14 protein-coding genes are annotated in these 16,084 nt (G+C 69.1%); 7 read left to right on the top strand and 7 right to left on the bottom strand.

Going from position 1 to position 16,084, the window contains the following annotated elements; all coding sequences use genetic code 11:
* The first annotated feature begins 4 nt into the window (after positions 1 to 4).
* A complete protein-coding gene (locus ACEVQ6_RS19000; protein WP_374890621.1) occupies positions 5 to 1,183 on the top strand; it encodes a M20 family metallopeptidase in 1,179 nt (392 codons plus the stop codon).
* 464 nt (positions 1,184 to 1,647) lie between these two features.
* On the opposite strand, the gene ACEVQ6_RS18995 is transcribed toward ACEVQ6_RS19000, so the two are convergent.
* Positions 1,648 to 2,880 (bottom strand): pyridoxal-phosphate dependent enzyme, encoded by a 1,233-nt coding sequence (locus ACEVQ6_RS18995; RefSeq protein ID WP_374890620.1) that lies wholly within the window; start codon positions 2,878 to 2,880, stop codon positions 1,648 to 1,650.
* Between the two features lie 222 nt (positions 2,881 to 3,102).
* Positions 3,103 to 4,200 carry an ABC transporter ATP-binding protein gene (locus tag ACEVQ6_RS18990; RefSeq protein ID WP_374890619.1) on the bottom strand — a complete coding sequence of 366 codons (1,098 nt, stop codon included), beginning with the start codon at positions 4,198 to 4,200 and terminating at the stop codon, positions 3,103 to 3,105.
* A 248-nt stretch (positions 4,201 to 4,448) separates the two neighbouring features.
* On the opposite strand from ACEVQ6_RS18990, the gene ACEVQ6_RS18985 reads away from it, so the two are divergent.
* From ACEVQ6_RS18985 to ACEVQ6_RS18975, 3 genes are read left to right on the top strand one after another with little or no spacing between them, the layout of a single operon-like run.
* Entirely contained in the window at positions 4,449 to 5,765 is a 1,317-nt protein-coding gene (locus tag ACEVQ6_RS18985; protein ID WP_374890618.1) for an ABC transporter substrate-binding protein, read from the top strand.
* Positions 5,762 to 6,721, top strand: a complete 960-nt coding sequence (locus tag ACEVQ6_RS18980) for a carbohydrate ABC transporter permease (RefSeq protein ID WP_374890617.1) — start codon at positions 5,762 to 5,764, stop codon at positions 6,719 to 6,721. Before ACEVQ6_RS18985 ends, ACEVQ6_RS18980 begins: the two co-directional genes overlap by 4 nt.
* A gap of 1 nt (position 6,722) precedes the next feature.
* Complete coding sequence (locus ACEVQ6_RS18975) at positions 6,723 to 7,544, top strand: carbohydrate ABC transporter permease (RefSeq protein ID WP_374890616.1); 822 nt, start codon at positions 6,723 to 6,725, stop codon at positions 7,542 to 7,544.
* A gap of 17 nt (positions 7,545 to 7,561) precedes the next feature.
* On the opposite strand, the gene ACEVQ6_RS18970 is transcribed toward ACEVQ6_RS18975, so the two are convergent.
* On the bottom strand, positions 7,562 to 8,299 hold the full coding sequence (locus tag ACEVQ6_RS18970) for an MBL fold metallo-hydrolase (RefSeq protein WP_374890615.1): 738 nt from the start codon (positions 8,297 to 8,299) through the stop codon (positions 7,562 to 7,564).
* A 62-nt stretch (positions 8,300 to 8,361) separates the two neighbouring features.
* Here ACEVQ6_RS18970 and ACEVQ6_RS18965 point away from each other — a divergent pair, with 62 nt between their 5' ends.
* Entirely contained in the window at positions 8,362 to 9,141 is a 780-nt protein-coding gene (locus ACEVQ6_RS18965) for an SDR family NAD(P)-dependent oxidoreductase (protein ID WP_374890614.1), read from the top strand.
* Positions 9,142 to 9,290: 149 nt separating this feature from the next.
* Complete coding sequence (locus ACEVQ6_RS18960; RefSeq protein WP_374890613.1) at positions 9,291 to 10,748, top strand: N-acyl-D-amino-acid deacylase family protein; 1,458 nt, start codon at positions 9,291 to 9,293, stop codon at positions 10,746 to 10,748.
* A 98-nt stretch (positions 10,749 to 10,846) separates the two neighbouring features.
* Here ACEVQ6_RS18960 and ACEVQ6_RS18955 read toward each other — a convergent pair whose 3' ends face one another.
* Entirely contained in the window at positions 10,847 to 11,908 is a 1,062-nt protein-coding gene (locus ACEVQ6_RS18955; RefSeq protein ID WP_374890612.1) for a LacI family DNA-binding transcriptional regulator, read from the bottom strand.
* Between the two features lie 68 nt (positions 11,909 to 11,976).
* Between ACEVQ6_RS18955 and ACEVQ6_RS18950 the strand changes: the two genes are divergently transcribed.
* A complete protein-coding gene (locus ACEVQ6_RS18950) occupies positions 11,977 to 13,479 on the top strand; it encodes an FGGY-family carbohydrate kinase (RefSeq protein WP_374890611.1) in 1,503 nt (500 codons plus the stop codon).
* 22 nt (positions 13,480 to 13,501) lie between these two features.
* On the opposite strand, the gene ACEVQ6_RS18945 is transcribed toward ACEVQ6_RS18950, so the two are convergent.
* The 3 genes from ACEVQ6_RS18945 to ACEVQ6_RS18935 are packed head-to-tail and all read right to left on the bottom strand — an operon-like array spanning position 13,502 to position 16,059.
* Positions 13,502 to 14,299 carry a GntR family transcriptional regulator gene (locus tag ACEVQ6_RS18945; RefSeq protein ID WP_374890610.1) on the bottom strand — a complete coding sequence of 266 codons (798 nt, stop codon included), beginning with the start codon at positions 14,297 to 14,299 and terminating at the stop codon, positions 13,502 to 13,504.
* 27 nt (positions 14,300 to 14,326) lie between these two features.
* Positions 14,327 to 15,076, bottom strand: coding sequence for a creatininase family protein (locus tag ACEVQ6_RS18940; RefSeq protein ID WP_374890609.1), 750 nt, complete (start codon positions 15,074 to 15,076; stop codon positions 14,327 to 14,329).
* An 8-nt stretch (positions 15,077 to 15,084) separates the two neighbouring features.
* Entirely contained in the window at positions 15,085 to 16,059 is a 975-nt protein-coding gene (locus tag ACEVQ6_RS18935) for a phosphotriesterase family protein (RefSeq protein ID WP_374890608.1), read from the bottom strand.
* Positions 16,060 to 16,084: the final 25 nt, after the last annotated feature.

Raw genomic sequence — 16,084 nt, 5'->3', positions numbered from 1 at the left:
GCCGATGGACCAGGCCGCCAGGACAGGAACCATCGATCGCGAGGAGGTGCGCAGCCTCCTCTGCGCCCTCGTGCGCATCCCGAGCATCAATCCCTTCTTCCGGCGCGAGGACCGGCCGGCGGACTGGTTCGGCGAGGCGCGGCTCGCCACCTTCATCGCCGACTGGCTGGCGGCCGAGGGCATCGAGGTCCGCCTCGAGGAGGTCCTGCCCGGCCGGCCGAACGTCGTCGCCCGGCTTCCCGGCCCGCCCGGCGCGCCGCGCCTCGTGTGGGAAGGCCATATGGACACGGTGCAGGTCGAGGGCATGGAGGCGCCCTTCAGCCCGCGCGTCGAGGGAAGCCGCCTCTACGGGCGCGGCGCCGTCGACGACAAGGGCTGCCTCGCCATGTTCATGCTGGCGCTCAGGGCGCTGAAGCGGCGCGGCACCGCCGCCGAGGTCACCTTCGTCGCCGCGATCGACGAGGAGACGACCTTCGAGGGCGTGCTCCACCATGTGCGCACCCACCCGCCCTATGATCTCGGCATCGCCGGCGAGCCGACGCGCCTGGCAATCGTCACCGCCTGCAAGGGCGTGATCCGCTTCACGATCGAGATCCGCGGCCGCTCCGCCCATGCCTCGCAGCCGGAGGAGGGGATCGACGCGGCACGCGTCGCCGCCGACCTCGTCACCCATCTCGACGCCTATATGCGGGCGACGGACCTGCGCCATCCGGTGCTCGGCCGGCGCACGCTGACCTGCACGCTGATGCAGGCGGGCGAGGGGGTCAACACCGTGCCCGGCCATGCGCGGCTGACCTTCGACCTGCGCACGCTTCCCGCCCAGACAGGGGACGAGGCGTGGGAAGAGGTGGCCGGTGTGGTGAAGGCGTTCGCCGACGGCCATCCCGCCGGCGCGGCGATCGAGATCCGGCGCCCCTTCATCGATTCGGTGTCGATGGAGGTGCCGGAGGATGCCGCCGTGGTGACGGCGCTGTCCGCGGCGCTGCGGGCGTCCGGACACACGCCCGAGATCGTCGGCGTCGCCTTCGGCTCGGACGCCACGAAGATGACCCGCACCGGAACGCCGACCGTGGTCTTCGGCCCGGGACGGATCGAGGAGGCCCATGCCGACCACGAGCATGTCGACATGGACGAGGTGGCGGCGGCCGCCGAGGTCCTGGTGAGGCTCGCCCGGGGGCTCTAGAGCATTTCTGGTGATCTCGGGATCACCTTCAACGCTCTATGCTCTTGTTTTTACCGCATTGTCCGACGCCGAAGCGATCATGCTTCGGCTGGAAATGCTCTAGCGCATGTCCCGTCAGATCGGAATCGGATGCGCCGTCGGACACTGCGTTCAAACAGAGGGATGGAGCATTCCCGGTGAACCCGCGATCGCCGGACATGCCCCAGCGCGTGTCCGTCCGAGGCGGAGCCGCTGCGACGTCGGGCGAGAGGAGGACCATCGCCGGTGATCACCGGACATGGTCCGGCGCCTGTCCGGCCGGGTCAAGGCCGCGCGCGCTGCTGCGCTGGAAAAACAGACGGACGGGGCCGTGTCGTTCGATCCCGGGTCTACGCGACACGGCCCCGTGCCCGGCGGACCCGTTGCGAGGGGCGGGCGGGGCGCGACCTGATCGGGAGGCGGCGATGGCAGGGACGGTCTCCGGCTCAAGCCCGGAGTTTTTGCGAGAAATGCCCGAGTGCGGCCTGCGTGACGGCCTGCGGATCGGCGTCGGCATCGATGTCGAGGCTCGGCGCGCCGGCGGCGGCCTGGGCGGCGCCGTCCTTCAGCGCATGGCCGGAGACGACGAGCACGACCGGGCGCGGCAGATGGTCGAGCCGGCGCAGCGCGGCGAGCGGCGTCACCGAGGCGGGCTCGGCCGCGATCCCCTCGCTTCGGCCGAGGTCGAGCATCGCCCGGCGGATCTCGTCGTCGGAGACGGCGACCGCATGGCCGCCGGCCGCGCGGATGATCGCGAGCGTCCGCGTGCCGTCCGCCGCATAGCCGCGCAAGGGGTCGTTGATCGAGCCGGGCATGCCTGTGACGGGGGGCGCCCATTCCTCGACATGGTCGAGCCCGCGGGAAAACGCCTCGGCGATCGGGGCGCAGCCTTCGCCCTGCACGCCGACCGGCACCGGCAGCGTCTCGATCAGGCCCTGGTCGCGCATCAGCCGCGCCCCTTGCAGGATGCCGTCGAGCATCGGGCCGGCGCCGATCGGCACGACGATCGTGCCCACCTCGCCAAGCTCGGCCTCGCATTCGTAGAAGATCGTCGCATGGGCCGCGGTCATGTAGGGATTGAGATAGGTGGAGGTGAGGTTGGCCCAGCCGGGGCTTGCCGCCTGGATACGGTTGGCGCAGGCATAGGCGTCGCTGAACGTGCCCTCGACCTCCAGCACGATCGCGCCATGGGCCTTCGCCTGGATGATCTTGTTGGCCGGCGTGCCCTTCGGCAGGGCGACGACGCAGGGAAGGCCGGCGCGCGCCGCATAGGCGCTGACGGAGGCGGCGTTGTTGCCGGTCGAGGCGCAGATGACGCCGACCGCGCCGAGCGCCCTTGCCGCCGAGACCGCGACCGCCGAGCCGCGATCCTTGAAGGATCCCGTCGGCCCCATCCATTCCGCCTTGACGTAGACCTCGTCGCCCGGCATCAGCCGGTCGAGCTTCAGGAGGGCCGTGCTGCCCTCGCCGAGGCTGACGCGGGCATCGCCGACCGGCAGGACCGGGGCATAGTCCCAGAAGCCCGCGACCGACAGAGGGAAGGGCGCGGCGGGATCGACCACCGCCGCCAGCGAGCCGCCGCAGGCAAGGCATTGCGTGCCGAGATCCGGCGCCCGCGCCGTCGCGCAGAAGAAGCAGGAAAGCCGGGTCCCGGCAAGGCCACCCTCGATCGTCTTCATAGGTCGTCTTCCCTCTCTGTCCCGATCCGCGACCGTTTCCCCGCCCGGACGTCCGTCGCCGGCCCGCGCCGTCGCGGCCGCCCCGGACGCCGATGCCTCAGGGCGTTGCCCCGTGGCGCGCCGGAGCGTGCCGCGATCCTTCGGATCCGCCCCTGCGCTTCAGATCCTCGTTGTGACGCGTGTCCCTTGGCAAAACTGCGGCTTAGATCCGCGGGACATGCGTCAGATCGCCCGTTCGGTGGCGGCGTCGAAGAGAACGGCGTTCTCGACGGCGGCGGACAGCGTCATCGGCCGGCCGGGCCGCGCCTCGACCTTCGGGCCGCAGCGCGCGATGACCTCGCTGGCGCCGATCCGGCCATGCACCAGCGTCTCCATGCCGAGCGGCTCGACCAGCGTCACGTCGAGCGTCATCGTCGCGCGCGGCTCGGCAGTGGCGACGGTCTCGGCCAGATGCTCCGGCCGGATGCCGAACAGGACCGGGCCGCCGGCATGGGAGCGATAGCGTTGCGGCGCGATGCCGGCGAGCGGCACCCGCGCGCCGTTTTCCAGTTCGACGACGAGCACGCCCTCGGTCTCCGCCAGGCGCGCGGGCAGGACGTTCATGCCGGGGCTGCCGATGAAGGTGGCGACGAAGCGGCTCGCGGGCGCGGCATAGAGGTCCTGCGGCGCCGCGATCTGCTCGATGCGCCCGTCCCTCATGACGACGACGCGGTCGGCGAGCGTCATCGCCTCGACCTGGTCATGGGTGACGTAGATGGTGGTGGTGCGGATCGCCTGGTGCACGCGCTTGATCTCGCCGCGCATCTGCATGCGCAGCTTGGCGTCGAGGTTCGACAGCGGCTCGTCGAACAGGAACAGCTTCGGCTTGCGCACGATGGCGCGGCCCATGGCGACCCGCTGGCGCTGGCCGCCGGAGAGCTGGCGCGGGTAGCGGTCGAGCAGCGGCTCGAGGCCGAGGATGCGCGCCGCCTCGCCGACGCCGCGGCGGATCTCGTCGTCCGGCGTGTCGCGCAGCCTCAGACCGAAGGCCATGTTCTCGAAGACGGTCAGGTGCGGGTAGAGCGCATAGTTCTGGAACACCATGGCGATGTCGCGGGCGCGCGCCGGCAGGTCGTTGACGACCGTGTCGCCGATCCGGATCTCGCCGCCCGTCACCGTCTCCAGCCCGGCGATCATCCGGAGCGTCGTCGACTTGCCGCAGCCGGACGGGCCGACGAGCACGACGAACTCCGCGTCGGCGACGTCGAGATCGATGCCGTGGACGACGGTGACATGGCCGCCATAGCGTTTGACGACGGAGCGGAGGGACAATCTGGACAAGGGCGCGCCGAGCCTTTCCGGAAACGGGAGATCGTCGCCGGCAACGGGGGAAAATCCACTCCGTTCCGGCTGGGTTTCGGCCAATTTATAGCCTTGTCAGGCAAAGTCAAACGTTTTACCATGCCAAAAATGCAGGGTTTCACGCAAAATAGGCCACCCTGCCGGCCGCGGCGCGCGACCGCTCCGGGCCACCCGACCGTCACGATCACGAGAGAGCCGGGATCTCCGGCCGGCAAAAGGAGAACAGCATGAAGAATGTTTCGGTCCGCCAGACCCTTGCCCGCCTTGCGGCCGGCGCGCTCACCGCCGCGGTCGCGCTTTCCGCCGGCATCGCCTCGGCCGAGCCGCTGCAGATCACCCTCTGGCACCAGGAGCAGGTGCAGGCGCGCGTCGACCAGTTCCAGAAGGTGATCGACGCCTTCAATGCCTCGCAGGGCGACTTCAAGGTGGTGCAGCAGGTGCAGGGCTGGGGCAGCATCTTCCAGAAACTGCCGCCGGCGATCCAGGCGGGCGTGCAGCCCGACATCGACTTCTCGATCCCCGATTTCACCGTCACCATCCGCGAGACGGGCGCCGTCCAGCCGGTCGACGACATCGTCGCCGAGATCGAGAAGAAGCATAAGTTCATCGACCAGGCGCTGACACCCTACAAGGACGAGGGCAAGATCTGGGCCGTGCCGGTCTATGGCATGGTGCAGATGCTCTGGTACCGCAAGGACCTGTTCAAGGCGGCCGGCCTCGATCCGGAAAGCCCGCCGAAGACCTGGGAAGAGTTCCTCAGCGCTGCAAAGACGCTGACGAAGGACGGCAAGTATGGCGTCGGGGTGCCGGCCTCCAAGAGCCTCGCCACCGACCAGGTGCTCTATTCGCTGATGAGCGTCAACGGCGGCACGGAGCTCTTCGACGCCGACGGCAAGGTGACCTTCGACACGCCGAAGAACGTCGAGACGATCGGCTTCTACAAGCAGCTCGCCGAGCTCTCGCCCTCCGGCATCGCCTCCTGGACATGGCCGGAGCCGCAGGACGCGCTGAATGCCGGCACCGTCGCCATGGCGATCGAGAAGGGCCAGTACCTGACGCCGTTCGAAGCAACCTCGGGCCAGGCCGCCGACCAGCTCGGCTGCGCGCCGATCCCGGTCGCGCCGGGCGGCGAGCCGCACAGCATCTACTATTCCAACGCCGCGATGGTGCTGACCGCCGACCCGGAGAAGCGGAAAGGGGCGGCCGCCTTCCTTTCCTTCGTGCTGGAGCCGGCGAACTATGCCGAATTCCTGCTCGCCGAGCCCGGCCTGTTCCTGCCGCTGACCGAGGACGGCGCGACCGAGGCCTGGTCCGGCTCGCCGATCCTGGCAAAGTACAAGACCTGCGTCGACATGATGCTGGAGGTCTCCAAGACCGGCGTGCTGCCCGGCTTCAACACCGGCACGATCCACAAGGCGATCGGCCCGATCATGGCGCAGAACCTGCTCTCGCAGGTGGTGCAGAAGGTCGTGGTCGGCGGCGAGGAGCCGCAGGCCGCCGTCACCTGGGGCCAGCAGCAGATGAACGCCGCCGCCGGACAATGACGGGGGCCGCGATCGCCATGACGGGGCAGGGTGCGGCGGCTTCGCCGCATCCCTCCGCCCGGCCGCCGGAACAGCCGGTGCGCGCCCACCTCGGCCGGCTCTTCGTCGCGCCGCTCCTGATCTGGCTGGCGCTGACCATCGCGCTGCCGCTCGGCTATTGCATCTGGATCAGCCTGACCAATGCCAACACGATGGGCGGCACACCCAGATTCGTCGGGCTCGCCAACTACGCCGCGATCTTCGGCGACGGCACGTTCGGGCCGGCCTTCCTGCGCACGCTCGCCTGGGCGGTCGGCGGCGCGGTGCTGCAGACGGCGCTCGCCGCGGGCGCCGCGCTGCTCCTGCACCAGCGCTTTGCCGGCCAGCACATCGCCCGCACCTGGATCATGGCCTCCTGGGTGGTTCCGACCATCGTCACCACCTTCCTCTGGCGCTGGATGCTCAATGCCGATTACGGCATCGTCAACCATCTGCTCACCGGTTCCGGCCTGCTGGAGCGCCCGATCGACTTCCTCGGCTCGCCGACCTACGCCTTCGCCACCGTCGTCTGGATCAACGCCTGGCGCTGGTTCCCCTTCCTGACGCTGCTGATCCTCGCGGCGCTCACCCGCATCAGCCCGGAATATTACGAGGCGGCGCGCGTCGAGGGCGCCACCGAATGGCAGCTGTTCACCAAAGTGACGATGCCCTTCATCCAGCCGGTGCTCTATGTCGTCGGCCTGCTCGGTACGCTCTGGTCGGTCAACGTCTTCGACATCATCTGGCTGACGACGAAGGGCGGGCCGATCGACACGACGACGACGCTGCCGGTGTCGATCTATATCCGCGCCTTCCAGCAGTTCAAGCTCGGCGAGGCGAGCGCCATGTCGGTGTCGCTGGCCCTCATCCTGCTCGTCTTCGCCGTCGTCTATATCCGCTTCGCGCCGAAGGGTGCGGCCGAACAGGAGATCGACTGATATGCGACGCTCCGTCTCGCCGCTCCGCGCCGCCCTCATCGTGCTCCTGCTGCTGGTGATCGGCGCGCCTTTCGTCTGGATGCTGCTCTCCTCGCTGCAGCCGAACGCGGCGCTGGTCCGGCCGGGCAATGTCTTCTCGCCCGGGCTCGTCACGCTCGACAACTATATCAGGCTGCCGTCGGCGACCAACTACCTGCTGCTTGCCCGCAACAGCCTGCTGGTGGCGCTGATCAGCACGGCGATCGCCATTCCGCTGGCGCTGCTCGCCGCCTACAGCGTCTTCCGCACCCGCTATCGCGGCCGCGCCTTCATCTATAACCTGCTGCTGGTCGTCTATATCTTTCCGGGCGTGCTGCTGCTCGCGCCGCTCTTCGGCCTCTTCGCCGTTACCGGCCTGCTCAATTCCTGGGCGAGCCTCGTCATCATGAACGTCACCTTCGCCGTGCCGTTCAGCGTCTGGCTGATGCGCGGCTTCTTCACCTCGATCCCGAACGGCATCGAGGAGGCGGCGGCGATCGACGGCGCCACCGACATGCAGATCCTGCGCAAGGTGATCGTGCCGCTGACGGCGCCGGGCATCGTCGTCACCGCCACCTATACCTTCGTGCTCAGCTGGACCGAATTCATGTTCGCCTCCGTCTTCATCATCGACGACCGGCTGAAGACGCTTCCCGTCGGGCTGGAAGCGCTGGTGTCGCAATATTCGATCGACTGGGGCCTGCTCTCGGCGGCGGCGATCATGGCGGCGCTGCCGGTCATCGCCATCTTCGCCTTTGCCGGGCGCTATTTCGTCGAGGGCATCACGTCCGGGGCCGGCAAGTGAGGCCGGCCCGCGAGACGTCAGAACTGCGGCGGCACCAGGCCGTTGCCAGCATGGGCCATCGCCGCGCGCACATGGCGTTCGCCGCCCTTCAGCGAGAAGGCGCCATGGCCCGGCAGGAAGGCCTCGAAGCGGATCTCGTTCAGCTTGCGCACCGTGGCGATCGTCCTCGGCACGCTGCAATCCTCGATGTCCTGCAAAAACACCCGGCCGCCGCAGAACAGCGCGTCGCCGGCGACGAGGCTGACCTGACCGTCAACGGCGACGGTGTAGCAGCAATGGTCGTCGCTGTGCCCCGGCGTCTCGTGGAGCGTCACCGTGAACGGCCCCGCCCGGTAGCTGGAGCCCTCGGCCAGAACATGATTGACCACGGGCGCGTCCCAGCGGTAGTCGAGCGGGTAATAGCCGCCGCGCGCCTTGTCGAGGCTGATCAGCCGCTCGTCGAAGGCGGCAAGCAGTGCCGCCGTCTTTTCGCCCGCGACGATCGTCAGGCCGGGAACACGCGCCTTCAGCGGCATGCCGCCGCCGGAATGGTCGGCATGGCCATGGGTCAGGAACAGCGTCTTCAGCCCGGCCGGATCGAGCCCGCCGAAGCGCATCTGGGCGAGGATCGCCTCGACATCGATGCCCGCGCCGGCATCGAAGATATGATGCTCGACGCCGTCGGTGAACAGGAACACATTGCAGTCGAGCGCCTGCGTCAGGTTGAACCCGTTGGCGCCGCTTGCGACCATATGCAGGGTATCGGTAATCTTCATCTTACACCTTTCAATACAATGATGGCGCCCGTCTGCGCCGGAAAGAACAGGATCTGCACGCCGTGAGCAAGAGAATTCCCGCCCTTTTCAGCCTCGACGGCAAGGTCGTCATCATCACCGGGGCCGCCTCCGGCCAGGGCAAGGTCGCCGCCGAACTCTTTGCCGAACAGGGGGCGAAGGTCGTCGTCGCCGATATCGACGAGGCCGGCGCGACGAGGGTCGCCGACGCCATCGGCGGCGCGGCGATCAGGGTCGACGTCGCATCGGAAGTCGAGGTCAAGGCGATGGTCGAGTTTGCCTGCGACACGTTCGGCGGCGTCGACATCCTGTTCAACAATGCCGGCGTCGGCTTCAGCGCCTCGCCGCGCTACAGGATGGCGAGCATCGTTGACACGCCGTCGGAGGCCTGGGACGCGATCCTCGACATCAACCTCAAAAGCGTCGCCATGGGCTGCAAGCACGCAATCCCGAAGATGCTGGAACGCGGCGGCGGCGTCATCATCAACAATGCCTCGATCAACGCCATTGCCGGCGTGCACGGCGCCGATGCCTATACCGCCTCCAAGGGCGGGATCGTCTCGCTGACCCGCGTGCTCGCCGCCGATTTCGGCGCGCGGAACATCCGCGTCAACTGCCTCTGCCCCGGCCCGGTGGAAACGCCGATGATCTCGGCGCTGCTCACCGAGGAAAGCTTCTCGCAGGCGATGACGCAGACCGTGCCGATGGGGCGCGTCGGCACGGCCGAGGAGATCGCCGCGGTGGCGCTGTTCCTCGCGACGCCTGCCGCCGGCTACATCAACGGCGCCATCCTGCCGGTCGACGGCGGCTGGTCGGCCCGCTGAGGCGGGCCGTTCTCCGACGGGAGCGACGGGCAAAGGCAGGACAGGCCCTCCTGAGGACGCATAAGTTAAACGTTTTACCTTCTGGCGCCGGATCGCCCCTCCTGTCAATCCCGGTCCGCGCCGCGACACGATGCATGGGAAGTGCAAGCATGGCCTACGACATCATCATTGCGGGCGGCACCGTCATCGACGGGTCCGGCGATCCGGGCTTCGCCGCCGATGTCGCGATCGCCGGCGACCGCATCGTCGCCATCGGCGATCTCTCCCGCGTCGAGGCCGACCGCCGGATCGACGCGACGGGCCGCGTCGTCGCCCCCGGCTTCATCGATAACCACACCCATGACGATGGCGTGCTCCTGACCCACCCCGACATGACGCCGAAGCTCAGCCAGGGCGTCACCAGCGTCGTCATCGGCAATTGTGGCATCAGCCTGGCGCCGCTTGCCGGCCGGCCGATCCAGCCGCCGCTGAACCTGCTCGGCCGGCAGGAGATCTTCACCTATGGAAGCTTCGCCGCCTATTTCGAGGCGCTGGAGCGCAATGGCACGGCGGTCAACGCCATCCCGCTCGTCGGCCACACGACGCTGCGCGTCGCCACCATGGAGCGCCTCGACCGCGCGGCGACCCCGGACGAGGCGGCCGCCATGCGAAAAATGCTGGAGGAGGGGCTGGAGGCCGGCGCCGTCGGCTTTTCGACCGGCGTCTTCTATCCGAACGCCCATGCCGCGACCGCGCAGGAGGTGGTCTCGGTCGGGAAGCCGCTGAAAGGCCTCGACGCCGTCTATTGCGCCCACATCCGCAACGAGGCCGACTGGATCCTCGCGGCGCTGGAGGAGGCCTTCGAGATCGGCCGGCAGCTCGACGCCCACACCGTCATCTCGCATCACAAGCTGATCGGCATCGCCAATCACGGCCGCGCCCGCGAGACGCTCGGCGTCATCCATGCGAGGCGGATGCGCCAGTCCGTCGGCCTCGACGCCTATCCCTATCCTGCCGGTTCCTCGATGCTGAACCGGAAGACCTTCAGCGGCGATGCCGGCGAGAAGGTGATGATCGCCTGGTCCGATCCCCATCCCGAACATGCGGGGCGCGATTTCTTCGAGGTGCAGCAGGAGCTCGGTCTCGACGTCGACGCGGCGATCGATTACCTGTCGCCGGCCGGCGGCATCTATTTCCAGATGGCCGAGGCGGATGTGCGCACCATCCTCGCATATCCCGAGACGATGATCGGCTCGGACGGCCTGCCCAACGACCGCCATCCGCATCCGCGCCTCTGGGGCACATTTCCGCGCGTCATCGGCCATTACGGCCGCGACCTCGGCCTGTTCCCGATCGAGACCGCCGTCTACAAGATGACCGGGCTCACCGCCCGCCAGTTCCGGCTGAAGGATCGCGGCTTCATCCGCGTCGGCTGCAAGGCGGACGTGACGATCTTCGACCCGGAGACGATCCGCGACCTCGCCGACTGGGCCAACCCGCACGAAATGTCGGTCGGCATCGAGCGGGTTCTCGTCAACGGCACCGAGGTCTGGCGCGACGGCCGCCACACCAATGCGACGCCCGGCGAGGTGATCCGGCGGCATGGGCGCACGCTGCCACCGGCGTGACGCCAGGATTGGCGAGAGCAGCGTTCCGCTTCCATCCGTCGGGACCGCGCTCCGGCATTTCCGGCACCAGCCCGACGTCCGATGACGCGCAAGGACGGTCAGGCCTCCAGCGTTCGCGACGTGGCGCGCAGGACGAGCTGGGAGGGAATGGTGACGACCTGGCGCGGCATCCCGGCATCGGAAATGCGGTTGAGCAACAGCCGCCCCGCCGCTTCGCCGAGAAAGGGCTGGTCGATCCTGACCGTCGTCAGCGGCGGCTGCAGGTAGCTCGCCTCGTCGAGATCGTCGAAGCCGACGACGGAGATGTCGCGGCCGGCGACCAGTCCGGCCTCGGCCATCGCCCTCATCGCGCCGCTGGCGATCAGGTCGGAAAAGCAGAGCACCGCCGTCATGTCGGCCCCCTTCTCGATCAGCGCGGTCATGGCGTGGAAGCCGGCCTGCCGGCTGGTCGGGCAGGCCTGGGTGAGCGCCGGCGGCGCGTCGAGCCCGTGATGGCGCATGCGGGCGCGATAGGCGGCAAGGCCGATGCGGGAGGTCTCGGTGGCGAGCCCCGCGCCGATGAAGCCGATCTTGCGGTGGCCGAGCGCGGCGAGATGGTCGATCGCGGCATGGACGCCGCCCTCGTAATCGATGCGCACCTGGTCGAGCGTCGACTGGCGCAGCTCGCGCAGCGCGACGACGAGCGGCACGAAACGCGCGATCGCCTGGAGATCCTCGAGCCGGGTGCCGACCGCCGGCACGACGATCAGGCCGGCCATGTTGTTTTCCAGCGCGGCGGAGAGGAAGGCGGCCTGCTTTTGCGGCTGGTCCTCGCTGTCGCCGAAGACGACCATCCACTCCTGCGACTGGAAGAAATGCAGGAGCCCGGTGAAGATGCGCGCGATCACCGGGTTCTCGATCGTGTTGAGACACACCCCGATCGTGCGCGTCCGGCTCATGCGCAGGTTCGCGGCCTGCCGGTTGTAGACGTAGCCGAGCTCCTTCGCCGCCTTCAGCACGCGGCTCTTGGTGTCGTCGGAAATGCGCGGATGGTTGCGCAGCGACAGCGACACGGTCGCCTGCGACAGGCCGGTGCGCGCCGCCAGATCCTTGATCGAGACTTTCCTCATCGGCGAGTCATGGCCGAACTTGCCGCCCGGATGCAAGGCCTTCGCACGCATATCCTCTTGATCCGGCCTGCCATTCGCGCGACATGACGACAGATGTGATCACGTTTAGGGCTGCGCGCATGTTTCTCGGGATCGATATCGGCACGTCCGTCATCAAGGCCGCCCTCTTCGACCGGGAGGGGACGGAACGGGCGGAGGCGTCGGAGCGCATGCAGCTTCTCGCCGCGCCCGTCGGCTGGTCGGAGCTCGACGGCGAGCGTCTCTGGACGGTGACGGCGCGGGTGATCCGGGCGCTGCTTGCAACCGCCGGCATCGCCCCGGAACGGATCGCCGGCATCGGCGTCACCGGCGTGATGGTCGGCGTCTTCCTGCTCGATCGCGAAGGCCGGCCGATCCGCCCGCCGATCCTCTGGAACGACGCGCGGGCGCAAAACCTCGTCGACCGGCTGGAGGCGGGCGATCCGGCGCTGTTTTCGAAGGTCTTTGCCCATTCCGGCTCGATGATGCAGCTCGGCTGCACGCTGCCGGTCCTCGCCTGGCTGAAGGAGAACGAGCCGGAGGCGCTGGCGCGCGCCGCGGTGACGCTGACGGCCAAGGATTTCATCCGCTACCGGCTGACCGGCGCGCTGGCGACCGAGGAGTCGGAGGCCGCGATGGCGCCGGGCTCGGCGCGCACCCGCGCCTTCGACGCCGAGCCGATGGCCCTCCTCGGCATCCCCGAGCTCGCGCCTCTGCTGGCGCCGGTCCGCCGCGCCGAAACGCTCGCCGGCGCGGTGACGGAGGAGGCGGCGCGCGCAACCGGCCTCGGCGCCGGCACGCCGGTCGCGATCGGCACCGGGGACACCGGCGCCTGCGTGCTCGGCGCCGGCTGCCACGAGCCGGGACAGGCGGTCAGCGTGCTCGGCACGACCTGCCTCAACGGCGTGCTCTTCGACCATGCCGTCTACGCGCCGCCCGATCTCGGCCTGCTCTTCATCGTGCCGGAGCGGCGCTGGATGAAGACCATGGTCAATGTCGCCGGCACCACCGTGCTCGACTGGTGCCTGGCGGCGCTCTGCCCCGACATCGCCGCCGCGGAGGCCCCTTACGAGGCGCTGGGCAGGCTCGCCGGGACGAGCCCGGCCGGCGCCAACGGCGTCGTCTTCGTCCCCTATCTCTCGGCGAGCGGCGTGATCGCGCCGCGCATCGAGCCGCGCGCGCGCGCCGGCTTCCACGGCCTGGCACCCCATCACGGCCGCGCCGACATGGTGCGCGCCGTCTACGAGGGCATCGCCTACGCGATCCACGACTGCTACGGCGCGATCGGCGGCGCGGGCGGCACGATCCGCCTCTCCGGCGGCGGCGCGCGCAGCCCGTTCTGGAGCCAGATGATCGCCGACGTCACCGGCGCGGCGGTGGAGATCCCGGACGGCACGCAGTTCGGCGCCAAGGGCGCCGCGCTCTGCGCCATGGTCGCGACCGGCGCCTATTCCTCGCTCGGCGAGGCCTGCCGCGCCACGTTCCGCGCCCGCCGCCGGCATGAGCCCGATGTCGCCACGGCGGAGATCTATGCGGCCGGCCATCGCCGGTTCCGGGCCGGCAGCGCCGCCGCGCTCGGCGCCCTGAGAGCGGTCGCCGACTGACGGGCGTCCTGCACGGCGGCGCTCATGTCCCGAAGGGACCGAAGCCGACCGTATAGGCCCATTGGCGCGCCTCCGGCGCGACCGTTGCCGACGGGAAGCCGACATGGCGGATGGAGATGTCGAGGGCGACGGGCAGCATGGAGATACGCGACAGTTCGATCGCCGCCCCGGTCTGGTCGCGGGCGCGGCGGAGGGCGAGGAAGATCGCGCTTCCCGCCGCGATGCCGAGCAGCGGGGCGATGTCGTCGCCGGCAAGGGCCGGTATGTAACGGTCCTCGGCGGCGACCACGGTCCGGTTGAAGCCGGCGCGCAGCGCGCCGTAGAGCGACGTGTCGAGGCGGGAGAGGTCGAGCCCCTCCAGCAGCGCGAGGTTGAGGATCGTGTCGACGACGGCGAGCGCGCGCCCGCCCGCCGAGACCAGCCGGCGATGGCGATAGACCTTGGCGCCGTCACCGAGGCCGAAGAAGGCCGCGGCCTCCGCCCCCGCCGCCTCCGGGCAGCTCGCCAGCACGCGGAACTCCGGCGTCAGCCCCTGTCCGGCGACGGCCTCCGTGATCGAGGTAATGGCGCGGTAGCGCGTCTCCACGCCCTTCGGATTGACGAAGGTGCCGAGGCCGTGCCGGCGCACCAGCAGCCCTTCGGCGACCAGCACCTCCAGCGCCTGCTGGATCGTCCGGCGGCTGACCTTCCATTCGCGCGCGAGCGGCAGTTCGCCGTCGATGCGGCCCTCGTACCAGCCGGAAAGGATGCGCGCCCTGAGCGTCTCGGCGATCCGGATATAGACCGGCCGGTGATCGGCCCGGGCGGGGGAAAGGGTCAAGCGGCCTCCTCGAACGCGTCCGTCGGTTCACGGCTGGCGAGCATAGAGGAGCGCCACCCGCTTTGCCATATCGGCGATCACCGCCTCAAGGACGATCCGCCCCTTCTCGGCGGTCGCCGCGCGGGCGTCGCCGAGCACGGGACTGTCGGAGAATTCGGTCCACCGGTAGGGTATGAGCGAGAAGTCCTCGGGGAAGTCCGGATAGTTGGCAATCGCCTTCGCCATGTCGACATGCTCCGGGGCGAGATGCAGCATGTAGGAGGTCTCGATCTCGCAGGCATGCATGAAGGCGGGATGGGCCTGCGGCCTTTCCCGTACGGAGGCGATCAGCGGATCGGCGCCGGGATAGAAGAAATGGGCGAGGACGAAGCCCTCGTCCTTCAGGATGCGCTGCGCCTCGCGGATCGCCGCCGCATTGCCGAGATGGGCGTTGAGCGCGACGAGGGTGGCGAGCCCCTTCGCCTTGGCCGAGCGGGCGATCTCGACGATCGCGCGCGTCACGGTCTCGCCGGAAATGCCGAAGGAACCGGGCGCGTCGGCGAGCGACCAGACCTGGCCGAAGGGCAGCACCGGCAGGCGCAGCAGCGGCGTCGCCCCGCCAACCGCCCGCGCCAGTTCCTCCGTCAGCCTGCCGGCGAGGAGGGTGTCGGTGCCGGCCGGCAGGTGGTCGCCATGGCTTTCGACTGCGCCGATCGGCAGCACGAGCACGGGCCGGCGGGCAAGGGCCGCGACCATCTCGCTGTCGTTCAGCGCGGTGATGTCGGTCGTGTCGCGCATCAGGCCGCTCACGGCGCGAAGACGAAGGCGCGGCGCGGATTGTCGATGAAGAAGGCCCTGAACAGGGCCTCGCCGTCGAAGCCGGCCTCGCCCGCCTGCTCGACGAAGCGCGGCACCCAGCTCTGCAGGATATAGCCGAGGCCGAGGCCGCCCTCGCCATAGTTGCGGAACATGGTACGCCGGGCGATGTCGCCGCCGACGAGGATCTGGTCCTGGTGTCCGTGCCTGACGAGGGCGAGGATGCAGTCGATCAGCACGCTTTCGGGATGGTACTTGATCCGGCTGATGCCGTCGAAGCAGAGAAAGGCGCCGGTCTCGGCGGCCTTGCGGTGCAGCCAGGGATCGGGATTGCGGTCGACATGGGCAATCGTCAGCCGCGCCGGGTCGACGCCCTCCTCCTTCACGACGGCGAGCTGTTCGAGGATCAGCGTGCCGAGTTCGGTGTGGGAATGGAGCGGCGCGCCGGTCTCCTTGTGCGCGTCGAGCACGGCGCGCATCACCTTGTCCTCGGCGTCCGAGACCGTGTTGTAGCCGGTGCCGAACTTGGCGACGCCGCCCTTGAGGTCCGTTCCGTCCATGCCGACGGTCAGTTCCGACACGACGTGGTCGCGGATCTCGGCGCGGCTGTGGCCGTCGATCCAGTCGCGAAAGGTGCCGCCGGTGCCGGCCATCTGGCCCGGCCACATCACCGCCTTGTTGAAGCCGGCGGTGGCGATGATGCGGATGCCGGTGCGCTCGGAGATCGCCTTCAGCGCCGTCGGGTCGCGGCCGTAGTCGATGGCGGTCGCGTCATAGACCGCCTGGCCGCCGGCAGCGGTGAAGAGCGCGACATCCTTGATCGAGCTTTCGAGGTCGTCGATCAGGAAGTCGTCGAGCTTCTTCTCCTTCCACAGGGGCGGAACGCAGAAGAGATGGTCGTGGGCGTAGGTGACGCCCAGGTCCTCGGGCGCGATGTCGCCGGTCAGGGTGCGGATGAAAGCCATGCGGGGTGTCCCTTCGGTTGGCGCG

Origin of the sequence: Ensifer soli, from assembly GCF_041928815.1 — a bacterium.
GTDB lineage: Bacteria > Pseudomonadota > Alphaproteobacteria > Rhizobiales > Rhizobiaceae > JBHFEI01.
Note: the sequence above shows the minus strand (reverse complement) of the source record. Positions and strands in the feature narration are given on the sequence as shown.

Bases quoted from the DNA above. Each gene is read 5' to 3' on its own strand.
- ACEVQ6_RS19000 (WP_374890621.1), top strand. From the start codon at position 5: ATGGACCAGGCCGCCAGGACAGGAACCATCGATCGCGAGGAGGTGCGC.
- ACEVQ6_RS18995 (WP_374890620.1), bottom strand. From the start codon at position 2,880: ATGAAGACGATCGAGGGTGGCCTTGCCGGGACCCGGCTTTCCTGCTTC.
- ACEVQ6_RS18985 (WP_374890618.1), top strand. From the start codon at position 4,449: ATGAAGAATGTTTCGGTCCGCCAGACCCTTGCCCGCCTTGCGGCCGGC.
- ACEVQ6_RS18980 (WP_374890617.1), top strand. From the start codon at position 5,762: ATGACGGGGGCCGCGATCGCCATGACGGGGCAGGGTGCGGCGGCTTCG.
- ACEVQ6_RS18975 (WP_374890616.1), top strand. From the start codon at position 6,723: ATGCGACGCTCCGTCTCGCCGCTCCGCGCCGCCCTCATCGTGCTCCTG.
- ACEVQ6_RS18970 (WP_374890615.1), bottom strand. From the start codon at position 8,299: ATGAAGATTACCGATACCCTGCATATGGTCGCAAGCGGCGCCAACGGG.
- ACEVQ6_RS18960 (WP_374890613.1), top strand. From the start codon at position 9,291: ATGGCCTACGACATCATCATTGCGGGCGGCACCGTCATCGACGGGTCC.
- ACEVQ6_RS18955 (WP_374890612.1), bottom strand. From the start codon at position 11,908: ATGCGTGCGAAGGCCTTGCATCCGGGCGGCAAGTTCGGCCATGACTCG.
- ACEVQ6_RS18950 (WP_374890611.1), top strand. From the start codon at position 11,977: ATGTTTCTCGGGATCGATATCGGCACGTCCGTCATCAAGGCCGCCCTC.
- ACEVQ6_RS18940 (WP_374890609.1), bottom strand. From the start codon at position 15,076: ATGCGCGACACGACCGACATCACCGCGCTGAACGACAGCGAGATGGTC.
- ACEVQ6_RS18935 (WP_374890608.1), bottom strand. From the start codon at position 16,059: ATGGCTTTCATCCGCACCCTGACCGGCGACATCGCGCCCGAGGACCTG.